Genomic DNA, 24167 nt, shown 5'->3' on the forward strand with positions numbered 1-24167 from the left:
GATGGGATACCGCCAGCAGAAGCCGAAAAGCGGCTTAACTATGTGTCCGGATTTAGTTGACCACTACAAAATGACTTTGAAAGTTATCATTGCGATACCTAGGCTGCATTTCGTTTTCGTTGAGATTCATTGCTTAACGCCGCCTGTAATTGTTTCTGAAGCGCGGCCACGTTGACCTGAACCTCTCGCATTGTGCGCTTTGGCTCGGCGCAATGATACAGACATAACAGCGCCAGGGAGCCAACCAGGGGGATAATCACATAACAATGCTGGAGCAGAACGGCGTTAACCGGGTAGACGAACTCCTGTAACCGGATGATGAACTCCAACCCCAGCGAAAATGCTCTGCCGCTATTGAGGGTAGTTGCCGCGGAGAAGGTCTGATATGCCTTGGCTTCGACCAGGGGATTAGCTGCATAATACAGAGCCGACACCCCCGTTGAGAGCAGGGCTATAGCTGCGGTCATGGCTTTCAAGGTGCGAGCCTTGCTCTGCTCATCGAGCAAACTGCGGAAGATCAAGGTGGTGAGCTTCATCATGTGGCCAAACCCCCCGAGCAGCGACAACAGCAGGGCCAGCGGAACAACCACCAGGGTCTTGACCGCGGAATCGGCCTTCTCAGCCAGCGGTCCCGGCCCCACGAATCGAGCGGTGGACGAATCCACCTGCGCTTGTAGCCTGGCGATGATGCTGTTTGCTATTGGGCGGTACACCTGGCGCTCGATGTCAGCAAACTCCGTCACAAGCGGGATCCGCCTAATTCCGTCTACTCCCAGCTGCTCGCGCACCGCGGCCTGTACCGGTTTGAGCAGCATGAACGATTCGATTGTCACGTAGCGACTGGGATTGCTGATCCCCATCGAGTCGCCCAGAGCCTTCCAGGTGTCACAATAGGCTTTCTGCCGCACCACAGCCTCGAAAGTCTTGCGATCGGTAGGGCGCCAGTTATTCGGCACTGGCACCCCAGCCTCGCGCACCTTTTGACGTACCTGGGCAAATTTAGAGGACGGGACCTGGTAAGGGCGGGCGTGTTTGGTGAACAGGTTAGTAAACCCCGCACGTTTTAGCTGGAACAGATAGTCATCCCAAGCGTCTGTGGCTGCTTGCTTCAATGCCTCCGGGCTAGTCCTTACAACGGCCTTGTTATAGCCGCGGGTATATTCCATATAGCGTTCTTCCACCCCCCGAACGATCTGGGGCCAAGTGTCATTGTTGAACTGGGCTGGAGACCCCAGGCATTTGGTCCGATCATCGAGGGCGTCGCAGGGCTTGGTCACGCTGATGGAGATCGCCTTTTTCAGCAGCAGGGTCATCTCGTCCTGGACATTGGGGTAGTTGAACGCCAATGCCGGGAAAATGGCAATGAATGCCATTACGGATGACTTGTGCTCCAGCACCTCCGGGGTATGGATGCTGCGTAAGTTCAGGGTGCCATTCGAGAGGCTACGGCCCGCCAGGGTCAGCAAAAAGGCGCCTTTTCTCGCTTCAGCGGTAGCAAACTCGGTCTGAATCCGATGGTCGATGAAGGCGTCCTGCGCTTTATGGTTCAGACCCGTGAACAAGAGTACCAGCCCGAACGACCAAAGGATCCGACGGGAGGGTCGTATGTGCTGTTTGTCGATGAACATCCCGATGAACAGCAGCGAGATGGCCACCCCCGTCAGCAGCCGCCCGACGTTTTCGAGCTGGTTGATCTCATCCAGGGTTGCCTCCCGGCTGCATAGCTCCAGCAGGCTTGCGCTGAACGCCAATTCGCACAACAGATAGAGCAGGGTGAGCCAAAACAGTTTTGTGCCAAGCAGCGCCTTAAAGCGCCATGTTATTGCTCCCATGTCACCACTTCCTGGGTGGTCTGGCTGGAGACCTTCTTAATCTCAATGGTGCCAGGCTGATAGGTTGCCTGGCGAATGACCGCAGGGGTGCTGGTGGCCGGTCTGGTCTTGGCTGCCGGGGTGCGTTTGCGTGATGCCGTTGCCGTCTGCTTGGGACGCGCTGGCGAGCTCTGGCGAGCTGTCTTTGTTTCGGTAGGGGTTGCCACTCGGTATTCAGCAAATTTGGCCTGGCGCACGTCGAATGCGTAAAGCGAGTCGCTTTTCCCTGCAGGGTCTTCAAACATGATGTATTGCCCATTACGGGTTACGGTGTTCTTGGTGTACGGCTGGCATCCTGGGAACGGGTGGATTACGGTTTGGCGGTCGTCGTACCACACAGCCCATTGCGCTGTGGGGCAGTTGGCGCTGGTCCCGCGCACGACGACAAGCCCCGTCCGTGCAGATGTGTCGATAAAGTTTTCGAGCGAGCTGAATCCGGTCATCCCCCGGATGAGATCGCCGATGGTCATGTACGCCGTGGTGATGTCATAGGTGCCATCTAATCTGTTGCGACGAACCTTCCCGAGGTAGGGGCGATCCCCACTGAGAGCGAACGACCCTACGGACTCATAACTCGCGAAACTGGCCAGCGGCCCAACGATAGGTATTACGGCGTTGCCTTGTGTCGAGCACCCGGTCATTAAGAGACCGGTGACGACGATGGCGGGTAACGTTGCTTTCTTCACTACTCACTCCCTTCAGTGCGGCTCCAGGAGCAACAACAACCTATCCAAGCCCACCAAGAAAAAATGGCTGAATCACCCCAAGTTCACTAAACACTTTTCAGCCTTACCATGAGGCGATGACTGGAGGGTTATGGCCCTGATTCACTCCTGAGTGAACTTCAATTACCCAAGGCGAGAAATGCACTATCCGACGCAAACCATGAGCAATGCGCATTTCTTATGTTGCGTAACTATTTGATTTATATGCAAATCATCGATAGGTGTAACAACACTATTGGGGATATACACATAACCCTGTATATACCCCCACCAGAGAATTTCATTTAACCCGGTTGTACTTCAAGACGCGCCTGCTCTTCCAATACGTCTAGCCGTGCTAGAAGCGCTTTCAGGGGGATCTCTCGGTTAAACCACCAGTCAGTCGACCAAATACGGTGAATATTCCAGCCTAAACCTTCAAGCACCATTTGGCGCAAGCGATCTCGATCACGAGCACTCGGTGCGGAATGATAAGTAGCGCCATCGCACTCTACTCCCAGCAAAAATTTTCCTGGAGCATGAGGATTGACTACAGCCAGATCGATTCGATAACCGGATACACCAACTTGTGGCACAACACGCCACCCACGATTACGCAAGGCGTCAATGACCTGATATTCAAAAGGACTGTCAGGTTCCCGCCCAGTTGGTATGGCTTGTTCAGTCAAAACACGGGCGCCATGCAAAGCGAAGTCCAGATAGGCTTTTAGATCTGCCACCCCCCTGGCATTAGTGCGCGATAGATCAATGTCCTCTGGCCGTAGGCTTGAGAATATCTTGACTTTGTGTCGAGCACGGGTAACAGCCACGTTAAGGCGGCGATGGCCCCCTTCCTTGTTCATTGGACCGAAATTCATACTCAACTTTCCACTTGCATCCTTAGCAAAGGTAATTGAGAACAAGATGATGTCACGCTCATCACCCTGAACATTCTCCAAATTCTTGATGAAGAGTTCTTCTGAGCCAACCTGTGCAATAGCCTCATCCAGTTGCCGATTCGCAAGGCGCCGCTGATCCATTAGTTTCTCTATCAGAGCCTGTTGAGTAGAGTTAAAGGTAATGACTCCAATGGAGAACTTCTTACCAGCACCTGAGAGATAGTGCTGCTCGATCTCATCAACGATCTTGGCAGCTTCAATTTTGTTTGTGCGCGACTTGCCGGGCTCATATATCCCTTTCGAATCAACAAACTCCACAGAGTTATCCGTTTCCACGGGACTTGGGAAAGTAACTAAATCCGACCCGTAATACTGGTGGTTACTGAATGTAATCAACCCTTCGTTACGTGAACGATAGTGCCAAGCCAACCGAGACAACGGCATGCCACAGGACAAACATTCATCCAGAATAGATTCCATCTCGATGAGACTTTCATCATCAAAGTTTCCAGAGGCATCCGAAGCACTAAAGAAGTTGGTCGGAGGTAGCTGTTTAGGATCACCAACACAAATCAATTGCTTACCGCGTGATATTGCACCAACAGCGTCCCACGTCGGTATCTGCGAGGCTTCATCAAATATAACTACATCGAACATCTGAGTGCTCGTGTCTAGATACTGTGCAACGGACTGAGGTGACATCAGTAAACAGGGTTTTAAGCGTGGCAGCACTGCGGAGGATTTTTTAAGTACCTCTCTTATCGGACGATGCATCTTCTGCTTCTGCGCTTCATGGCGCAAAAACCCTATTTCCCCTTTCAAGTCACCCGTCAATTCTGACCCAGTTGGAATCTTGCCGCGCAACTTGGCCTGTACATACTGGACGGTGAGTTTCTGGAAACGCTCATCAGCCTTTTGGAACTCTGCAATTTTATGGGCTTGTGATGCGCCAGAAAAGTTCGCGAGCAACGGCTCTCTATCCAAAATGCACTTTAGCCACCAGCTAGCATAAGACACCACAAAATGTTCTTTAAGATCAGCAAGATCTACTGCACCTTGCTCGACCTGCTCAATCAAGCCCTGCAATCCAAGTAACAAAGCCTTCGCACGGGAGTCATTCCAGACACACCATGGTTGGATTTCCTGTTTATGTGACTGCCACTGAGCATTCATTGAACGTATGCAACCCAGTAAACCCACTTTGGCCGAGCCCCCCAAAAATTCGCTATTACCAGTGAGCTCCCTAAGGCTGGTAAACAGCGCTATGAACTCCGAATATGAATTCCTGTAAGCCTGGGCCACGTTATAGAGCCGCCCACCCGGTCTAAAGGACTCATTTTGATCAGAAAGCAGCACTCGAAGCGAACTTCGAGCGGCGTCTAACTGCTCTATCTGTGCGTCAAAGGCTTTTTGCACAGATAAAGCCAGATCATCCATCCAGCGAAGGTAGGCTGCCGCCTCACTCCAGTCGGTATTCTCGGCCTTAAAAACGGCTCCTAAGCAACTTAACCCGATTGCAGCATTTTCGTGAAGGTACTGATCCTCTACATTTAATTTGGCCAGATTATCAAGGAACGCGTCCATCTCCTCGTCAGCAACGCGCGACTTATCAAGGCTAAAAAGTCTAATCTGATTAGAAACCTTCCGCTTAGTAAACCATTTCTTGGGCCACCAATCTTGGGATGCCGCTCTCCATTGAAGTTTTAACGGCGCGGCTTTTAGCGTTTTTAGTTCCGCGTCGTAATTCTTGAAAAATGACCATAGGGCGGTACGCTGCTCGCCATGCCGGATAAGTTCGCCCAATTTCTTACGTTCTTGCGTGCTGAACGCTTGACTAGCTGACTCCATTGGCACCTGTGAAACATTAAGTAAAGCAGCGGCAAGTTCATCAATGGACTGCAACTGATCCAAGCTCGCTTGATTAGCCTCGATTTTTACGAGCGCGGAGAAATCCTGCAAGCTGGCCTCGATATCGCTCACTTGCTCAACGGATTGCTTAGCCGTTTGCAATAGGCTGTCCTGCCAAGTAGGAGTCCAAGTTGTCTTCTTTACTTCATTGAGCGGGTGAGTCGATATTTTGGAAAGGCGTGTAGCCAACGCTGCCAAATCTCCCACAAAATCTTCCAGACTGCATTTTTCCTTGTAGTCATGTGTCTCTGGGTCAGTCCAATCAAAGCGAGCTGGTTCTTTGCCGCTCACTAACGTCCAGCCCATAGCTTCGTACACTGTCAAACCGTTTCTATGTGTCTGATGTAACACCCTAACCAAGGCATTCAGTTCGTTTCTCAGCGCAGCCAACCGCTCTGCCTCGTACTCCCAATCAGCAACGAGTTTGTTGTCCGCGCATTCGAGCACCTTCACAAACTGCTTGGAAATCTCTGATTTCTTCGCTTTAGTCGAATGCAGCTCTAGGCAGAACTCAGCCAACCCAATGTCTGTTAATCGGTTGTGTACTACCTCCAACGCAGCCATTTTCTCAGCTACAAAGAGCACAGTCTTACCATTGGCCAGGAAATGAGATATAAGGTTGGTAATAGTCTGAGACTTGCCCGTTCCTGGCGGTCCCTCAACGACCATGTTTCGACCCTTTTCGGCTGTGCAGATGACAGCCAATTGAGACGAGTCAGCCAACAATGGTGTGTACAAAGATTGAGGTGAGAAGTCGCGATCCAAATCCTCAGGCCTGATCGCTTTTGTGTCATCCTGAAAATTTTCACCGTGATGGTTAACCAAATGGTCTACCACCTTATTTTTGAGTAAATCCTGAGAGCTTTTGGATAAATCTCTCCACATGAGGTACTTAGCAAAAGAATACAATCCAAGATAAGAGTCCTCGATGACTTCAAAACCTTTCAGGTCCTCAACTTTCTTCCTTAATGTCGCAAAAATCTTGTCTACGTCTACACCGGAATCATCATTTGGAAGTTGCCCGTCGAGATACGGTAAAGAGATGTCAAATGTTATTGCCAGCTTTTGTAAGAGTGTGGGGTTAAAAATTGTTTCCTCATCCAAACGTTCTAATCGGATGCCGGAGCCTACCGCACCGCGCTTCAATTTCACTGGAACTAGGAGAATTGGCGCCTTCAATACAGTCTCGGCTTCTGGGGTTTCTTTCCAGCATAAAGTACCCAACGCAATATATAGGCTGTTGGACCCGGTCTCATCTAAGGAATTTTTAGCCTCACGGAATATAACAGTGGCGTAGTCCTGCAGTTTTTCTTTTTCTACATCAAAACAGATTTCTTTTTTTGGTAGGGCCGATTTAGCATATTGCTCAGCCGAGGTCATGCCGTATTCGGCTTTAAATTCTTCCTCACTTCGGGGGTCGCCCATGTCAGCCATTGAACGTTTGGCTACGAGCTTGAATTCACCACCTGCTGCCAATGCGTCTTCAAGATCCCCCGCATCATGAGTCACTACTTTTAGGAATTTTTTGCTGGTTTTGAAATTCAGTAGACGATTTCGTAAAGTCAGATCTAGCAGTTTGGACTTCCAGTTTGCCATACGACCTTCCGGAGTGTTGTCAGTCACTACGTTTTCGGTGGTTATGACTCCTGGATCTAATGGCGGCAATTCTGGGACATCTTCAATAATTGGTCCCGCTGGTGAAAAACTCTCACCATAGTCGACAGTGCCTTTGCCTAGCGCAGCAATAGTACGCATCGGGCGAATGTGATTCTGGCGAGCCCGCTTGATGTCAATCGCGTATTCAAAAGTGTGCTCCTGGGCTTCTTCCAGATAATTTGCTGCATCGGCAATAGCCTTTTTCATAGAAGCAGCCTGAGGAATCACAGTGGTCTCAAGCGTGAGAAATTCTCCGGAAGCAATTCTCTTTCTCACATCTTGAGCACAGTCTTCTACCGGGTTGGAAAAATACGAATCAACTAACCAGACCCCAACCCAAGCATGGCCTTCCTTGACCAAAATTACCGGGTTCAAACCCGCTTGTTCCAAACAAGCCGCCAAAAGTACGCTGGAATCCAGACAGGTCATCATTTTACCATCGAGGATCTGGGCAGTAGTCCGAATTTTCTGTCCTGTTCGTTCGAAAGAGGCAGGTGGCGGTGCGTAATGGAACCCCATGTTTGCTAGAGTTTGGTAAATTGCATTTACCTGTTTCCAGACATGCTCACGGTTTTTACTCTGATATCCATTCATGCTCAAGCCTGTGGATGACTTAAGCAAAGAAGATGCGGCTGACAGTATGCGATCAACTTCTATAGGCGTGGGTTGAACATGTGCAGCCAATAGCTCTGGTAAACCCAGTGTTGCTCCCCACTCGTTACGAGCTAATACACGGATCGGTTCGTTGTGAACCAAAGCTTCTTCGCCTTCTTTAGACACGGTAATTATGATATTACCGGACTCAGCCTCATCCAAATTGAATAGATAGTCGTGGTTTAGCGAGAGTTTTAGTTGAACTGAGTTGAAGGTTCGAGACTCTTCAGCACCGAAGATATCAAAGGTGAAACGCTTGGGTTCAAAAAATGCCGGATTGACACTTATCTGAAAATCCACCTGTCTGAACGACTGTTCGCTTTTGTTGCGAATAATTAAACACTGAATTAGTGGGATATTATTTTGAGCTGCGGCGTAATTTACTATCTTTGCCGCTTCAATTGCAATCTCAAATGAATTACTAAATAAAGTGTCTGAGGACTGCACCTCCGTATTAACCACAACACCTTCATTTGGTAGATTCTCGGATGTATCACTCATTCACTATTTCCTTATATCGCAATCAGAGACAAACCATATCACTCGAAACCGTGTTACCAAACAAACAAAAAAACCCTCCATAAAGAAAGGGAATGGTTGTGCGGTCTACCATAACGGACAACCCGTTGTATAGACAATCTAAATTAACACATCTTTCTTATTGTGCGCTGTGGCTCACCGGGCGGTTAAAAAACATACATGGTGGATTTAGTTCCTCCTGAACACAAACGACCATCGTTGCCCGCTCAACCGCTTCTCGCCGGTTGATAACAAAGCCCCTCTACTGATGACAAAAGCCCATCGCCGATGATGGGTTTTGCGAAAAACTGCCTGTCAGCCAATTCGTCACGCCGTGTCGCGGCCTGTTTGGATAATCCGCGACACGGTTATTTCCCTTCTGTGATGGTATGCACGAACACGACAAGATTGCTCAACGCCTCGGTATGCTCCTCACCCGCCTGTACAGTGGTGAGAAGCTGCACCTGGGTGATCTGGCCACCGAGTACAACGTCACCGTGCGCATCCTGCAGCGGGATTTCAATCAACGCCTCAGCTATCTACCTATAGAGCACCGCAACCAGCAATACTGGCTGGATCCTGGGTTCCTCAATCACAAGAGCGATGGAAAGCTGCGAAAGCTGGCCGAACAGTTGGGCATCACCGACTTGTTCCCCCACGCCAGTGAACATCGTCTAGGTCAGCTGCTGGACAGAGACACCCCAAGCCTCTTCGCCATCAAGGGATTCGATGCCCAATCCACCAACTCACTGAGTCATCAGTTACCGGTATTAGAGCAGGCACTGACCCAACATCTGCAATGCTGGCTCATCACCAAAGACCAGCGCAAGCAACTGTTTAGCCCCTATCAGCTCGTCAACTATAAAGGCACCTGGCACTTGGTCGGCGTCAGCGAGGGGCGGTTGCAAGCCTATCCGCTGAGCAACATCGCGCTGGTTGAGCTATCGCAACAGACCTTCACCCGCGATCCGCTCATTGCGCGACAGATCGATACCGATCCAACGCTCTGGCGCTCCGGCATGATCGAGGTGCTCCTCAAGGCCAGTGCCTCCATCGCCATCAACTTTCTGCATCGCCCGTTGCTGCCCGAGCAGGAGATTGTCAAAACCCTGGATGACGGTGCGCTGTTATTGAGCAGTCGTGTGCTCGATGCCAATCAAATTCTGCCTGTCATCAAATCCTGGATGCCGGGGCTCACCGTGATCTCGCCCGGTTTTATCCATGAGCAGATCGTCCGTGATTTACGCCATTTATTGACCCTGATGAGTCAGGCCCCACCCTGACCCATGTGTGACAAAGATCCCAGTTTATACATCTGGCGACACCGCCTGACATGCCGCGACACCACCTGTCGCCGCTGTTTCACATTGTCGTCAACCATCCCGCAGTCGATATCCAAGGAGTCATGCATGAACACAATCAGCCTGCAAAAAGTGTCCGACAACACTCTTTGCTCCACCAGTCCCTATGAGCCACTCTTCGAGCATGTCGCCGCCCATTTGCAAGCCCAGGGCGGGACGTTAAAAACCGTCGAGCGCACCCAAGGCAGGATCGAAGCCGCCTGGAAATATGGCTTTAACCCATTCGGTATGCGCATCACCGTGAATTTCGCTTCCTAAGGCAATGAGGTCATACAGCTCACCCTCAATGGCTCATTTGTCGATGCCATCGATACCTTCGGTGCCGCCAAGAAGAAAGCCAGGGCAATCACGGATGAGCTGCTGAAGCCTATCAATATTGCAGCATGGCCGATTAAAGAGGGGGCAGCAGTTTCCCCGCGCCCCTCTGCCGTACCCACTCCCCCGCAGGCACCGCTAAACGGCGCAAACGCCGTTGCGCACCGTGGCAAGCGCAAGGGGCTCACCGCTGTGCTCGCATTCTTGGGCGGCGGCATTGCTCTGCATAAGTTCTACACCGGGAATTGGGGTTGGGGGCTTATCTACCTCGCGCTTTGCACCACCGGCCTTCCCCTGGTCTTGTCCGTGATCGAGTTCATTCGTGTTTTATGCCTGACACAAGAGGAGTTTGACCGTCGTTATAACTACCGCCATGTATTCGCATTCTCATGGGTCTGGTGAGGAACCCAGCATGAATAAGCAATTAGCTATCGCTTTACTGATGCTCTGTTCGGCGGAAGTACATGCCGGTTTGCTCAGCATGTTGGATGTAGCGACTGTCAAGGAAAGCGAGCTGGAAATGTGCCCGAACATCACCGTCGAGAAGATGGTCAACAGCTTCTTCGAAGATCCCGAGTGGACCGGCGGGGAAGCAGCGGATGGTCGGAAGTTGGTGAATGTCAGCGGCACCATCACCTATGCTAATCAGCCCGCACGGGCCATGGTGCAGGTCTGGATGCAAGCCGATGGTTTTTCTGTGGAGGCGCTGGAGATTAACGGACGACCCCAGCCGGAGGGAATGCTGGATCTGCTGCTAGAGAAAATGTGCCAGAGCGCCAGAGGCTCTGACCATACCGGGGATCCACAGCAACAAGCCGTGGCGCTGCCGTTCACGGGAACCCGCTATTTCAACTTCGGGGGTGAAAGTGGGATTCAACAATCCATCACTATCGCCCCCAATGGACGCGTCACATTGAGATCCCATGGTGCGACCACTGTCTCTGTCGATTATCAGGGCATGTATGAAAACCCACTGCTGACCCCGGCGGGTAACTACCGCGTTCATGTCGACAAGATATATGTCACCGACGACGGCGGAGACTTCCCTGACCCATCAGAGTGCGAAGTCATCGTGTGCGAGACAGGACTGTCTGCACCTTGATGCACAGAAGCCAAAAACAACAACAAGCACGGTGAATAGAAACTAATAAATCAGAGGCTAATCAACATTTTATAGCCGTACACCGAGATAAAATTATCACGATGATAACGGACCATGCTCTGGGCGTTATCGCATACCAATAATAAACGGGAAACTAAAAATGAAGAAAACCCCCTTGGCCATGGTGTTGATGGCTACTTTGTCAGGCTGTGGCGGTGGTGGTGGTAGCGACGGTGGAAACACGGATAGTCCAACCCCACCGAGTGCCTCCTTGGCGATGTCAGGAAAGGCGATTGATGGATACATTCAAGGCGCTACCGTCTATCTCGATCTCAATTTCAACCGTCAGTGGGATGATGGTGAACCCAAGACAACCACCAATGATGCCGGTGATTATCGGTTAGAGCTGCCGGTAGACCTGCAAACCTGCGCTCAATACGCCCCCTTGGTGGTCGATGTGCCGGTAGATGCCGTGGACCAGGATCTTGGCCCGGTAACAGAAGCCTATCAGATGGTCCTTCCTCCCACCTTTGCCCCCATCACCAAGGATGATGTCTACCATGTGACGCCGCTGACCACGGTGCTCTGGAGCAGTGTAGAAAGTGAGCTGGCAGCCCAATCACAGACGACTTGCCAGACCGTCATGGCGAACCGGCAAAAGCAGGAGCAGTTGATCGCCTCGATGAAACAGGCCGTCAGCCGTGTTGTCAGTCACTACAACATCTCTGAGCAGAAGCTGTATGCGGACTTCATCGCCAGCGGTGATAGCGAGACAGCCACGCTGGCCCAGGAGATCGTGCACGGCTTGCAGCAGTCTTTTACCGAGACAGAAACCTTGAAACGGGAAAACCCGGACGCCACCTTTGTCTATGTCGATTACCACAAGGGGGATAGTCGCGACCACAACAATGCTTATCCGGATGCTTGGTATCGTGAACTCCAGTTGCAAGGGGCAGCCCAGAGCAGCACCGAGCTGGTGAAGGTAAGCGATGATTTCGCGCAAATTATCAAGACCATCATCTACGGTGAAGAGCGCCAAGTGACAGGCAATAACTACACCTACACAACCCGCTACGACTTTGAGTCGCGCCATGGGGACAACACTCCCTATAGCTGTGACATCAAGGAAACCCTCTCGGCCCGATCAAACGCCAAGACGTACACACTGGTGAATCTGGCTAAAACATCGGCAGAGAGCTTCAACGACTGTGCACCTGACGATATGGCAGCAGCGATCATCCACCGCTACGCCTTCATCAACTACAGCAACAACGATCTGAGCTACTCGACCCAATTCATCTATAACCGGCAGGCGGGCACATTCAGCTTCCTGAACGACTGGGTAGGTCTGGAAGGGCAGCTATCCACCCTGAATATGGGTGAGCTCTCTGCTGCTCTTGAAGCACTCCCCTATCAGTATAACGAACCATCCCAAGATCCTGAGGCGGCTAGCTGGGTCAAGAGCATGATGGCCAGTGAAAATGGCAATACCATCAAAACCAGCCACAACAGCAGCGGCCTCTATCAGAAGCAGACAACCTATGCGGACGGTACTCATAGCCTAGAATGTGGCACGGACGGCGTAAACTGGGGAACCTGTCAGTAATCCGGCACCATACAGCAGAAAACACAGAGGTCAGGGTCGGGCGGCACTGGCCTCTTTTTCGCACAGCTTAGCTAAAACGGAACGATCCTGACTAATGGCCGAGACGCATCCCCTGATTTGGCTTCAATCGCCTACATGAAGAACCATCATTCTGCGCAACACGCTTGAAATGCGTATTGCCAATTGTACGTAACCATCTGATTTATTGACGAAGAAGTAATAGGTGTAACAGCGCCATTGGGGATACATAGTGTACTGGTCCAGGGCACTGAGGGATGATTTAGGAAACAACGTCATGGCAACCCACCGCAGTTGCTTGCTCTTCAATGCTGCCCATTCCACACGATGACATACCAAACACTTGTTCTCTTTATGGTTTTTACTACATAGTATGGTGAGTGTGGGCTTTTGATAGAGATGGAAAAGCTATGGTCGAAATACCGCTCGTGATGATATTTGTTGATATGGCAGAAAATGCCCTCAGCGAAATAGCGGATAATCCTGAGTATCGAGAGGAGTTGTTAACAACCGCTCAGTCTATCGATGACTGGGTTCAAGAGAAGCTAGGGAAAACCAACAAACGAACCTTGCAAGAAAGCATCCAATTAGCGATGGATACCTCTATCGTGCGGGACAAGGAGACCATTTGCGCGATTATTGCCGTTGTCTCTACGCTGTACGCGACATCAAGCAGCCTGCGCGGAGCTGTTGTCGGCGGAACACTGCTGGCGCGTTTTGGTGAAGGTGTTTTTCCTCATATTAACAAACAAGAAATTCGGTTTGCTAAGCCAGTTAACGAAAAGCTTTATTCATATTTTTTCAAGCATAACAATTCATCGTATAAAACAGCATTAAAAGATTTTGATTTTAAAAAACATGCTGATTTTTCGAATATAGGTGTTGGCCAGAGTTCTTGGGGTGCTATCTCGTTGTTCAACGCGCGAGGAGTTATGGAAATATTACTTAATTATGGGCCGACGATTTTAAAAGCAATAAAACGTTTCCTAATCTTCAATCCCACGTAAACTCGATTTGCTATCCCTCTGGTTGGAGAGACCAACGAAGAAGCCCACCGTACTGGTGGGCCTAGATAATCAAGCGCTTGAAGATTCGGTCCATCGTGGAATTTGAGTCAAAAGAGGCCGGGTTGGGCTCCGCGCTTCTTGCCGGAAGCAGGCCGCTTGCGAACAGGCGGAACAACCTCAGGACCATCGCTTGAAGGCGGCTTGGAAGAGTTGCCACTGTTCTGTTTGAGGCGATCCTCCAGTTCGGCAATACGATCGAGGAGCTTGCCAATCAATTCGTTGGCCTGCTCCTGGGTGGATGGTACGCCTGATGGAGGTATGGTGATTTTGCTCATAGATGTAGCGTGCCTGACGGACGGGATCAAGCAAGCAGGTAAGTGGGATCAAGAGACGATCGTCCCACTTTTTGTTGTGTCAACGCGGTCTCGGTGAACGCTTACGAGCTAGGGGGATGTCCTGAGGGATGATTTAGGAAGCAACGTCATGGTAGCTGCTTACCCTTCAATGCTATACCAGCTCTTGCAGCGATTTGAGGATCATGGATAATCAGGAAAATACTATTAGAAGCTGTTATTCTCACCTTAGGATTTTTTATGCAGCACAAATATCTAGTTGATGATAACGACCCAGATATCGCATATGTTCTTGAAAATCACCCTGATTATTCCCCTGATCTCGTATTTGACGTCACTGGAGATAAAGTTACGTTAAAGAAGCAGTCCATAAAAATTTACTCTGAGAGTGAAACTTCTCGTCTAGAACAATACTACAACTTAGAGCTACTTAGTAAATATCTGCACTACCTTCATGCCGAAAGCGTTAAAAAGTCTAATGTACAGAGGAAAACGCCTGAAACTTTAATTTCTTTTTGCTTAAGCCTTTTTGGTAAAACTGACGTAAGAGAAAGTTTAACTGGAGAAACTAAACGCTTGTATATTGCACTATTAAAAGTGCGACCAAATTTATAAATCAACAACGGATTCCTATTATTACCCTGAGCATAATGCACTCACCGAATACGCAACAAGGCTTTCCACTCTGCTGATATCATTCTTAGATAGAGTAGACATCCCCGCATATATTAAAATTGAAAATGATATAACCAAGAGAAAGAACATAAAAGCGCACTTTGCCAGAGGGCTGTTCATCGAACATGCGATTCGCGTGCTAGCTAAGATAGATGTAAACACTTCCACTGCCTACGTAATTGATAGAGCCGGGTTTATAGGAACGGTTTTTAGCATCGCAGCTTTCCAGGCTCTGACAGAAGCTGCCGACGAAGTGAAACTGAAAGATCGCAGGTCTTGGATTAAATCCCCTGATGCATATGCAATTTTAAACATGAGGAACGAGCGATTCCAAGGAACAAAAATAACCAACAGTGCCGTTCGAACTATCACAAGAAACCTATACCTCAAGTTAGTCATATATTATTTGGAAAGAAATTGGGATCACGTCTCTGCACTATACAGTACGCCAGGGAAGCCCTTTACATACACTATAAACAACCTATTGCTTGTTTTGATAAGCATTTGTGATGATGTTTTTGTTTATGAAGGTGCCACACCAATCGACCTCTCTTCTAGGCCGAAACTCGACAACCTTAAAACCCGGCATGAAAATAGAGTGATGCGGCGTTATCTTAATAAGATTATCGGAAAAGATGGACCACTCCTGTCTGAGCCGACAAATAATGAGAATGCTACTTAACAAAAATGGCATTTCCTGAATGCATGTGATGTCAATGATGTAACCATCCCCGATGGCCTAGCATCCTCCTTTTTCTGAAGGAGGATCTATGTCCATTACTAATCTGAAGCTAACAAAACGAGCACTTGAGACCTTACCACCGCCAGCGGATGGCAAGCAGCAGGTATATCGTGATGCTGACGTAAGGCAGCTATACGTGTACCGGTACGCTCTATCTACGTCTTTCGTCTTCGACACAACCCATCGTTACAAACGGGTCTTCGAGACCATTGGCCCCTATCCGCAGATCTCCATACAAGAGGCCAGGGATGAGGTACATGCGAGGTTCCATAAACTTGCCCGCAATACGTATCCCTTGGGACAAAACAAAACCCTCCAAGAGATCTTTGAAACCGCCTACCTCGACGATCTGCAGCTGCATAAGCGCAATACACAGTCAGAGCTGTCCAAGGTCAGAAAACACATCCTGCCAGAGTTTGGAAGCCGTCGTCTAAAAACACTGGATCGCCAAACCATTGTGGCCTTCCAAAGGCGACTTGCTGAACACCTCAAGCCTGCCACTGTGAACAAAATCTTGTCTGCCCTGTCGAGGATGCTGACCTTGGCCGTGGAGCACGGATACCTCTCTGTCTCACCGATGAATGGGTTACGGCAACTCAAGGAAAATAATGAACGCAAGCAGATCCTGAGCCTTGATGAACGGTCACGTTTTATCGATGCATGTTATGCCCAAAACTCGGAAGCAAGTCGGTCGCTATTACTGTCTCTCTACACAGGGATGCGAATTGGGGAGGTGTGCTCCATAGAACAAGCCCACTTGCACCTCGATGAGGCTTACCTGATCCTGCCTACGACCAAGAATGGATTACCTCACCAAGTGGCCCTGACGTCTCATGCCATCAGGCTCATCGAAACACAGCAATTACTGGTCAACAAACAGAGGTTCCTTTTCCCCTCCTCCCAATCCTCTTCAGGGTACATGAGCTACCCACGGCATGCCTTTCAGCGGATTTGTGCTACAGCAGGGATCAGTGACCTTTGCATTCATGATCTCCGCCGAACCTTTGCCACGGAACTGATGCTACAGACGGGTAACATTGCCATGGTTGCGCAGGCCCTGAACCACTCATCACTACAGATGGCGATGCGATATCAGCAACGCACCACGACCCACTTACTCCCTCATATCAATGCCACTCAACAGCAATGGCTCTCTGAAAACATACCACAGCCCACAGTGTGTTGCAGTTGTGTTGCAGTTGTGTTGCAGTTGTGTTGCGCAGAATATCATTAAGACCCATTTGTGACCAATGCACACAAAATTCCGCAATGCATGTGTTGTCAATGCTTTGGGGGGTCAACTTCTGAATACTGCAATCCAGTCGCACGAACAGGCAAACGAGAGGCAGTGATGGACGGTGTACATATGTTGACACGAAGCGAGTTAGCGCTGCGGTGGCGCATCTCAAAAAGCTGGCTGGACAAGCAGATGGTCATCGCCCCTGAGACGTTACCCCCGTTTGTAACCATCGGTCGGCAGACCCGCTTCCCACTCAGTGAAGTGGAGAAGTGGGAACGTAAACAACTGCAAAACCAAAATTAACAACCCTAACTACAGGAGGCTCTCATGAGCACAAATAACACTCAACACACCGCTGCCTATCAAATCGTAGGTGCATTCATCAAAGTGAACGATGGTTTGACGAACCTCGGCACGATCAGCCGCGTTGCACACATGCAGCTCAATGATCCCGACCAGCCACATGCGCTGATGGCATGGTCCGACAGCAACTCATACCCGGCCATTATGTACAGGAGCAGTGACCGACAAGAAATCGAGGAGCGCTTCAAAGAGGTCTCTAGTCTCGTGCTCAAGCAAAAGAAGCGCAAGTTCATCCGAACCAAGAAGTTACTGGTCGCAACAGACCTGATTGCCGGTTGCACCCCGATCGTAAAAGACGCCAATGTCTGGATCAGTATTTCCCTTCTGTTGCCGGACACCAAGCCCCTGTGGGTTGCATGCGACTCTAAAGAAGAACTTGATGAGGACATGGAGGCTATCGAACGCCAGCTAAGCGCCTAACCGTATTCCTCTTCAATAAAGGGTCTCCAAGGAGGCCCTTTTTTTACGAGCCAACACGCATGAAAAGACAAGAAAACCCCGCACATAATGCTGGAGACACAGCGGTGAGCTTTCCCTACGCAGATACCGACCTGCTGCCGGAGCTTAATAACAGCCCCTTTCCCGATGACTACGGCATGCTCAACGACGAGCAACACCAGAGCGCATTGGCGCTCGCGATTGAAAGCGCACTCGACCCCTGCCAGTACATGAATGCTCCCTCACGCCTTCCTGACTGGATGATAGATGGCCTGAGTTCTGATGTGATTGCGGGAGACCCCGACATACCTGATTACCTGCTACCCGTGCAGGAGAATTCTACCAACAAGGCACTGCGGTTACGCACTCAGCATTATCTCAAACCGGGAGAGACAGTAACCCCGGCCAAAGGCGCTAGGCTCCATATCGGCATAGACAGCGAATACGTTTACAATCCCGCGACAAAGCGTAACGACATTCTCTCCTACCAGTTCTTTGCTATGACAGAGAAAGGAGAACATTCAGACATCATTTACCCCGCATCCAATCGGATATCTGATCGCCTGAGTTTCGATAAATTCCTCGGCCACATCGTAGTGGTATGTAAGGAAAAAGGGATACTCACGGAGTGGCCCAAACATGTCTTTGTGTATGCCCATTTCCTGCGGGCAGACCTTGCCTCGTTTGGCGACTTCTGGCGGTTCAAAACTCAGGTTAATGGTATTCGCCGAACAGTGGCGTCAGTAAACAATGCCTATGGCATCGATCTTGAGAACGTCTTGCACCGTCAAGCAAAACCGGCCCCGCTGATTTTGCGAGACAAGCAGCGTAAAGCACAAAGAACCTTGATCACCTTTGTCGATACTATGCTGCACACCCCTGGTGGTGCTGGTCTTGCCGCCGTTGGTGATCTCATTGGCTTACCCAAATTGTCTCTCCCTGCGGGTCACTCTATTGATCGCATGGATGAACTACTTGCCAGCAACAAGGCAGCCTTTGAAGCTTATGCCCTGCGCGATGCCGAAATCGCGGTCAAATATGGCCTACAACTCCATGAATTCACTAAGACACTGGGGCTTTCATCCCTGCCAAAGACGATTGGCGGCTGTGCCACATCGGTGTTCCTGAAACATCTGCGCGAAACAGGTCAAGACCGGGACCTGCTATTTGGAACCCATGAGGTGGTGCAAACTGGATGGAGCAAAAATGCATCCAGACCTGTGACCAAGAAGGCTCGGGAAATGGCCCCTGAAGCAAAGCTATTCGAGGGTTTTGCCATCGATTGCTACCACGGTGGACGGAATGAATGCTTTTGGGGTGGCCCGACCCCACTATCGCTCTTCAACGATTTTGACCTCAGCGGAGCCTATACCACAGGGCTCGTTGACCTTTTCCCCTTGATTATGAGCGAGGACGAATGACCACGAACACAGCCGACTTCTGTGGCCATGTCTTTGGTCTTGCTCGCGTTAAATTTAAATTTCCATACGGGACACGTTATCCCAGCCTACCGGTGCGTACTGGAATTGGCCTGTTGTTTCCCCTCACTGGTGAATCTTTCTGTACCGCACCAGAGATAGAGGTCGCACTCCGTATGGGTTGCCAGATTGAGATACATCAGGGTGTCATCATTCCTTGGGCAGATACGACGCAGCGCCTGTTTGAGCCCTTTGTCTCGCAGGTTCGGGAAAAACGCCAATCGTATGTGAAGAAATCCTTCGAAGAGCTACTTTGGAAAGAAATCGGTAACTCTCTCTATGGCAAGCTGGCTCAAGGTCTGAGGGGCAAGTCAGCCTTCGATACATCCAGTGGATTGAGCAAGCCCATTGAGCGCTCAGCCATCACCAACGCATTTTTTGCCGCGCATACAACCGGTCTGATCCGCGCTGTACTAGGAGAAATCCTCGCCTCTATCCCCACCCACAGGACAGTGGTGAGTGTCACCACGGATGGCTTCCTCACCGATGCAACCTATGACGAACTTGTGCTGACTGGCCCGATATGCCGCCGCTTTCAGGAACTGGGCGAGCGACTGGATGGCCCTGGCTTTCGGATGCTGGAGCAAAAACATCAGGTTAAACAGGTCATCGCGATGAAGACTCGTGGTCAACTCACCCCAGAAGGCGTTGAGGGTCAGCCCCAGACCCTGGCCAAGGCTGGGGTTAAGCCCCCCTGCACTAAGGAGCTGCATCAGGCGTACATGCTTGACCTGTATCTGAATCGTACCCCCGGCCAAAAAGTCGATAGTGACCATTTAATATCTACGACTGAAATGTGGATCAATGAACGCGATCTTGTCTCCGTGAGCAGGTCAAAGACTCTGAATCTTGAGTTCGACTTCAAGCGGCAACCCATGCTGCCATCAATGCAGCACGTGCTGGGCACCGAGCATATTTGTTTTGATACTCGCCCCTGGCCGACGGTAGCCGCCGCTATGGAGCAACGTGTGGTATTCGACAACTGGCGGCGGACGAACTGTCTGAAGACCCTCGATGACTGGGAAAACTGGGAGGATTACTTCGCCTGCAAGGCGTCGATAAAAGGATTGCCAATGCGTATGACAGATGAAGGGTCACTTGGCATCCTCAAGAGGGTTTTCCTGCGTGCTTATACCCAGTCCGCCTTCGGCATGACGAAAACGATGGGGTACGATGAGCTGGCCGAATGGCTGACGATCAATGGCTGCCCAACCAGCGTGGATGACTGCAAATCCGCTAAACGCGCCAAGTTGGTCGGGCAGTGTGTACCGGTGACAACGCGCACCGTCCGCCTGGTGCGGGTGATCCAGCAAGAGTGTCCAGGGTTAGAGCTGGGGGCGCTGTTCAAGCCCGAGGACCTGCCACAGCTCCAAGGCCGGTTGAATAACCCCAAGACCGAGATAGCGCAAATCACGCTGGATGCGCCGAGTCATGAAGTGATAACCGACTGATTGATATAGCAATATCTGGTTGGTGTAATAAGGCGATTGGGGAAGCAACATAATGGTTGCTTCCCCTTCTCTTTTTAACTGGCTCTGTGATGATGACATGCGCTCCAGAAGACGAACCACCTGAGCCGCTTTAGACGACCGATAGCCTATCAGTGTGACCCGTGGGCATGAATGGCAGCAACGCAGGGTAAAACGGCGAGATGGATGGTTAAAACCGCTTCTCGAGGCAATCGCCTAACGCCCTGCTATGGGACTACCCCAGACTCAACTACAACGACCATAATCACTTCGACTCATTAGGCATTGGAAATGCCATGCGTTAACAGCCCACTGTGTGTTGAACGCCATTGCACTATTCACAATTTAAACCGTAACACATTGTTTTTCATTGAAATATTTTATTTTGCATAAAACTTTCATGCAAGTATACTTTGGACTATTGATTGTAAGGCTTGGAGAACTACCAATGGCAGATCCGTTTAACCCATCAGATACAAGTAACCCAACAAATACAGGCTACCAAGTTAATGTTGAAAACCATCAACAACAAGAAATTAAAGTAAGTAGAACGACTCAAGCTCTTGCTCGTGAAACTGTTGATATCTTAACACAGACAAAAGAATCACTAATTCGTGATATGTCTTCGCAAGTGATACCAACAGACCAAATACCCAGTTATTTTGTAAAATTAAACGATGTTCAGGGACAAATTGAGCAGCTAGCCAAACAACTTCACGAAAATGTGAGTGAAGAACTAACTGAACGAGATATAAAACACTTAGCTAAGAAAGCTAAAGAAATTGGTCAAGAAAGAGCTGGAAAGCTTTTTGGTATGAAACAACCGGAAGTATCAAGAACTCTTAGCGGGAAATAAAATCAATATGGTACAGTTTAAAACTTTCTAAGCCATAACGCCGTGCTCTACAGTAAATCTTAAGCACGGCGGAAATGTTTTCCAGCAGTATTATATTGTTAGCACTTTGAAATTAAATATTCAAAGCCGCCATCCTTTCTATATCGCTCATATTGATTATATCCAACATTTATAATTTCATCATGACCTGAAACCTGAGGAATTGGAAAATCGTAAACTAGCTTTAGATAAGTAAGAGACTTGTGCTTCCAATAGTACTTGCTGTCAAATACACGACCTTCATAATTCCGTAACACATCCAGTAAATGTGGCATTAATAATTTTAATGGCCTTTGAGCAACATAGTTGGCTACATCTTCTCCGCCTGCATTTTCTGTGACTCTCTTCCAGTAAGAAAAAGAATAAATATACCTCCTCTCTTCTTCTTTTAAGTCTCCGTATGCAATAGTGGAGGACCAAAGCAAAACTTTACTGACTTCCAAGAATGTCTCGAATATATCTAATTGGTCAACTGGCATATGGAAGTCATAATGAAATACATCCGCATAGAGATCAAAGAAATGCTTTAAATTTTTTAGTGCCATTCTGTGGCTGTAAATTTCATCCATCAAGGATGGTGAGTGTGCATATAGTTTAGTAAATAATGATGGGATGATTGCGTGATGCTTGTCATCGTGTTGCACAAATTCGATTGTTTTAGTTTTATTAGAACCGTCTATAAGTTTTATCACCTGCCAGAAAAGAGGCTTTGATATGTATATATTTTCCGTTTTAAGGTCGACAACATATGCAATAACATGTGTTTTATGACTCAACTCCGCCCAATAATTTAATGTACTCTGTTTAATGCCACCTACTGTAGGTACTGAGTCTGTTTTCCTAATAGTTAAATAGTCTGAAGACTTTACCTGTGCTTTTATATATTTCCCTGTTACTTTATCATCTTCAACCAACTCAATCTCAAAGTCGATGCCATAGTCATTGTCGGTTAAATTTCTAAATATCCCTAAATCCCTTAACTTATAAAGTAGAATAGCGTAAGAATCGGATTCTGCTTTGTGTTGTTTAATTCTCTTTGGGAAATCCATCTATCATTGATTCTCTAGTTTGTTTTTTTGTAATGCTAGCGATCAGCGGCGCACTTTAGCGCGACCGCTGTGGGCTGGAACGAATTGTTAATACGAGTTCAGATTGAAACTCTATTGAATACTCTGCTTGCGCCAATTTTCGATGGCTATCGACAACCGTTTCTCCTTGACTGGATTTTGCCATTCATCCCAGAAATTCACCGTACCGCTATTCGGTTTATTTTTGGGCTCATCGATCCTGATTCGGCTCGGAAGTAAGCTCGCATCACCGACAACCAAAGCCTCGCCGGTGTCAAGTGTGGGAAGTATATCACTGAACCCGCCAAGACTATCAGGAAGCAATCTCTTGATAACCCCCTGGTCCTCAGCGTTTGTCAACCTCATGGATACAAAGTTGCTGCATTGGCTAAGCATCGTCTTATTCACCTCGGAGGGACGCTGGCTTATCACCACAAGGCTAACGCCGTATTTACGGCCTTCTTTAGCAATTCGCTCGAAAATATCCAGTGAGATATCATCGGCAGAATCTGCCATATTGCGCTGAGGCATGTAGAGGTGCGCTTCATCGCAGAGGAGTGCGATAGGGTGGCGTAACTCAGAGGGAGTCCACTGCTGGACGGAGAAAGTGACCCGTGCGACGAGGGAAACGATCAATGGCAGGACGTCTGATGGAACCTCTGAAAAATCGATAATCTTGATCCCGGCCTTACCATTCTCACCAGTGCTGCCCAGAACGGCATTGGTGAACTTCTCAAGCCAGCCAAAATCCAGAATATCTCCGCCGCCATTGAACATGAAGCCAAGGCGTCTATCGGAGATTTTGTTCTCAAGCCGGGAAATCATGCGGGCAAGCTTACCGAAGAAATCGCCTTGTTTTTCTGTGCCAGCCTTGGCGCCGGGAACCATTTCTACGTTGATTTCATTCAACCGCCCAATAAGGACATCTAGAGAAAATGGAACCGGGCTGTCGACAGTGAAATGCTTCAACACTTCCTGCTGATCGTTATCTTCTAGGTACTTTTGCTTCGCCTGGTTGATTTCACGAGCCATAATCATGGCTTGGTTAGGCGCGTTTTGGTCACTGCGATCAACGAACATGGACACGAGCGCTTCATATGAAAGCAACCAATAAGGTAGGTAAAGCACATCATCATCAATAGTACGCTTTGCCTCAACATCCGCCGGTCCGGCGACCTTGAAGTGTTGAAGACCATCACCGACTAGAGGCGCATATTCTCCATGAAGGTCTAGGACAATGGCATTCGCCGTTGAGAGTCCCGACATCTGCTCGATGATCTTTGCGGTCGTCCAGGACTTACCCGAACCAGTGCTACCACCGATGAATGCGTGACGTTGGAAGAATTTATTGCCATTTAGATAGGCAACTGCATGCTCGTCCAGCGTGTATTTCCCAAGTGTCAATGAGTTGCCACCTGCTGCTACATTGGAAAGCGTCCGCATGAAGCCTGTGAGGTTTTCGCCTTCCAGCGAAAAGCAATTAGCATCGATTTCAGGAACACTTTCGAGGGTGCGACGAAATACGTTTTCCCTCACTCCGTCACGATCCAGCATGGTGCCAATCAGGGTGATACGGCACAAATTGAGCTCCGAGTTCTGGTCGTTGATTCCATCATTGATAATACTTTCGATGACGCGCTTGCGGGTCACCTGCGTGATGAGGCCAATGAGGTGCTGCCCAGGGCGACTGCTTTGGAGGACAGCGAGATGATTAACTTGTAATCTTTTGAGTTGGTCAACGTTTTCCACTTCCACGATCACGTTTGTTGTGTCTACAGAAGCCACCTTTCCAAGGGCTTCTTCGTCCTTAAAGTTAAAAATAGACAT

The 24167-nt window shown here is 49.2% G+C and carries 19 protein-coding genes and 1 pseudogene; 14 read left to right on the forward strand and 6 right to left on the reverse strand.

Annotated features, from left to right (window positions below; genetic code table 11):
• Positions 1–98: 98 nt before the first annotated feature.
• The 3 genes from OKB87_RS03725 to OKB87_RS03735 all read right to left on the reverse strand — a co-directional run bounded on the left by OKB87_RS03725 (position 99) and on the right by OKB87_RS03735 (position 8193).
• Entirely contained in the window at positions 99–1832 is a 1734-nt protein-coding gene (locus OKB87_RS03725; protein ID WP_270826517.1) for a hypothetical protein, read from the reverse strand.
• On the reverse strand, positions 1820–2557 hold the full coding sequence (locus tag OKB87_RS03730; RefSeq protein WP_270826518.1) for a hypothetical protein: 738 nt from the start codon (positions 2555–2557) through the stop codon (positions 1820–1822). Before OKB87_RS03730 ends, OKB87_RS03725 begins: the two co-directional genes overlap by 13 nt.
• Positions 2558–2880: 323 nt before the next feature.
• Positions 2881–8193, reverse strand: a complete 5313-nt coding sequence (locus tag OKB87_RS03735; RefSeq protein WP_270826519.1) for a DUF4011 domain-containing protein — start codon at positions 8191–8193, stop codon at positions 2881–2883.
• Positions 8194–8600: 407 nt separating this feature from the next.
• Between OKB87_RS03735 and OKB87_RS03740 the strand changes: the two genes are divergently transcribed.
• From OKB87_RS03740 to OKB87_RS03760, 6 genes are all read left to right on the forward strand, one after another.
• Positions 8601–9494 carry a helix-turn-helix transcriptional regulator gene (locus OKB87_RS03740; protein WP_270826521.1) on the forward strand — a complete coding sequence of 298 codons (894 nt, stop codon included), beginning with the start codon at positions 8601–8603 and terminating at the stop codon, positions 9492–9494.
• A gap of 126 nt (positions 9495–9620) precedes the next feature.
• Complete coding sequence (locus tag OKB87_RS03745; RefSeq protein ID WP_270826522.1) at positions 9621–9830, forward strand: hypothetical protein; 210 nt, start codon at positions 9621–9623, stop codon at positions 9828–9830.
• A gap of 132 nt (positions 9831–9962) precedes the next feature.
• Complete coding sequence (locus tag OKB87_RS23660) at positions 9963–10289, forward strand: TM2 domain-containing protein (RefSeq protein WP_442866074.1); 327 nt, start codon at positions 9963–9965, stop codon at positions 10287–10289.
• 10 nt (positions 10290–10299) lie between these two features.
• Complete coding sequence (locus OKB87_RS03750) at positions 10300–10989, forward strand: hypothetical protein (protein ID WP_270826523.1); 690 nt, start codon at positions 10300–10302, stop codon at positions 10987–10989.
• Between the two features lie 160 nt (positions 10990–11149).
• Positions 11150–12595, forward strand: coding sequence for a hypothetical protein (locus OKB87_RS03755; protein WP_270826524.1), 1446 nt, complete (start codon positions 11150–11152; stop codon positions 12593–12595).
• A gap of 428 nt (positions 12596–13023) precedes the next feature.
• Positions 13024–13620 (forward strand): hypothetical protein, encoded by a 597-nt coding sequence (locus OKB87_RS03760; RefSeq protein ID WP_270826525.1) that lies wholly within the window; start codon positions 13024–13026, stop codon positions 13618–13620.
• 116 nt (positions 13621–13736) lie between these two features.
• On the opposite strand, the pseudogene OKB87_RS03765 reads toward OKB87_RS03760, so the two are convergent.
• Positions 13737–13955: pseudogene (locus OKB87_RS03765) on the reverse strand (DUF6444 domain-containing protein); the annotation flags it as partial.
• 258 nt (positions 13956–14213) lie between these two features.
• Here OKB87_RS03765 and OKB87_RS03770 point away from each other — a divergent pair.
• The 8 genes from OKB87_RS03770 to OKB87_RS03805 all read left to right on the forward strand — a co-directional run bounded on the left by OKB87_RS03770 (position 14214) and on the right by OKB87_RS03805 (position 21234).
• Positions 14214–14588: a hypothetical protein gene (locus OKB87_RS03770; RefSeq protein ID WP_270826526.1), complete on the forward strand. Its 375-nt coding sequence runs from the start codon at positions 14214–14216 to the stop codon at positions 14586–14588.
• A 196-nt stretch (positions 14589–14784) separates the two neighbouring features.
• Positions 14785–15330 carry a hypothetical protein gene (locus tag OKB87_RS03775; RefSeq protein ID WP_270826527.1) on the forward strand — a complete coding sequence of 182 codons (546 nt, stop codon included), beginning with the start codon at positions 14785–14787 and terminating at the stop codon, positions 15328–15330.
• Between the two features lie 88 nt (positions 15331–15418).
• Positions 15419–16624 carry a site-specific integrase gene (locus OKB87_RS03780; RefSeq protein WP_270826528.1) on the forward strand — a complete coding sequence of 402 codons (1206 nt, stop codon included), beginning with the start codon at positions 15419–15421 and terminating at the stop codon, positions 16622–16624.
• Between the two features lie 132 nt (positions 16625–16756).
• On the forward strand, positions 16757–16933 hold the full coding sequence (locus OKB87_RS03785) for a hypothetical protein (RefSeq protein WP_270826529.1): 177 nt from the start codon (positions 16757–16759) through the stop codon (positions 16931–16933).
• Between the two features lie 24 nt (positions 16934–16957).
• Positions 16958–17413, forward strand: coding sequence for a hypothetical protein (locus OKB87_RS03790; RefSeq protein WP_103260388.1), 456 nt, complete (start codon positions 16958–16960; stop codon positions 17411–17413).
• 59 nt (positions 17414–17472) lie between these two features.
• The gene (locus OKB87_RS03795; RefSeq protein ID WP_270826530.1) at positions 17473–18852 is read left to right on the forward strand and encodes a hypothetical protein; all 1380 of its coding nucleotides are present in this window, start codon (positions 17473–17475) and stop codon (positions 18850–18852) included.
• Positions 18849–20360, forward strand: coding sequence for a hypothetical protein (locus OKB87_RS03800; RefSeq protein WP_270826531.1), 1512 nt, complete (start codon positions 18849–18851; stop codon positions 20358–20360). The genes OKB87_RS03795 and OKB87_RS03800 overlap by 4 nt, the downstream gene beginning before the upstream one ends.
• Before the next feature lie 466 nt (positions 20361–20826).
• Positions 20827–21234 carry a hypothetical protein gene (locus OKB87_RS03805; RefSeq protein ID WP_266136666.1) on the forward strand — a complete coding sequence of 136 codons (408 nt, stop codon included), beginning with the start codon at positions 20827–20829 and terminating at the stop codon, positions 21232–21234.
• 98 nt (positions 21235–21332) lie between these two features.
• Here the strand turns inward: OKB87_RS03805 and OKB87_RS03810 are convergent, their stop codons facing one another.
• Both OKB87_RS03810 and OKB87_RS03815 read right to left on the reverse strand, forming a co-directional pair.
• Positions 21333–22322, reverse strand: a complete 990-nt coding sequence (locus OKB87_RS03810; protein WP_270826533.1) for a DUF4365 domain-containing protein — start codon at positions 22320–22322, stop codon at positions 21333–21335.
• Positions 22323–22433: 111 nt separating this feature from the next.
• Positions 22434–24167, reverse strand: a complete 1734-nt coding sequence (locus OKB87_RS03815) for an ATP-binding protein (RefSeq protein WP_266136664.1) — start codon at positions 24165–24167, stop codon at positions 22434–22436.

The organism is Aeromonas sp. Y318-1 (assembly GCF_027706125.1).
Taxonomy (GTDB): Bacteria; Pseudomonadota; Gammaproteobacteria; order Enterobacterales; family Aeromonadaceae; genus Aeromonas; species Aeromonas hydrophila.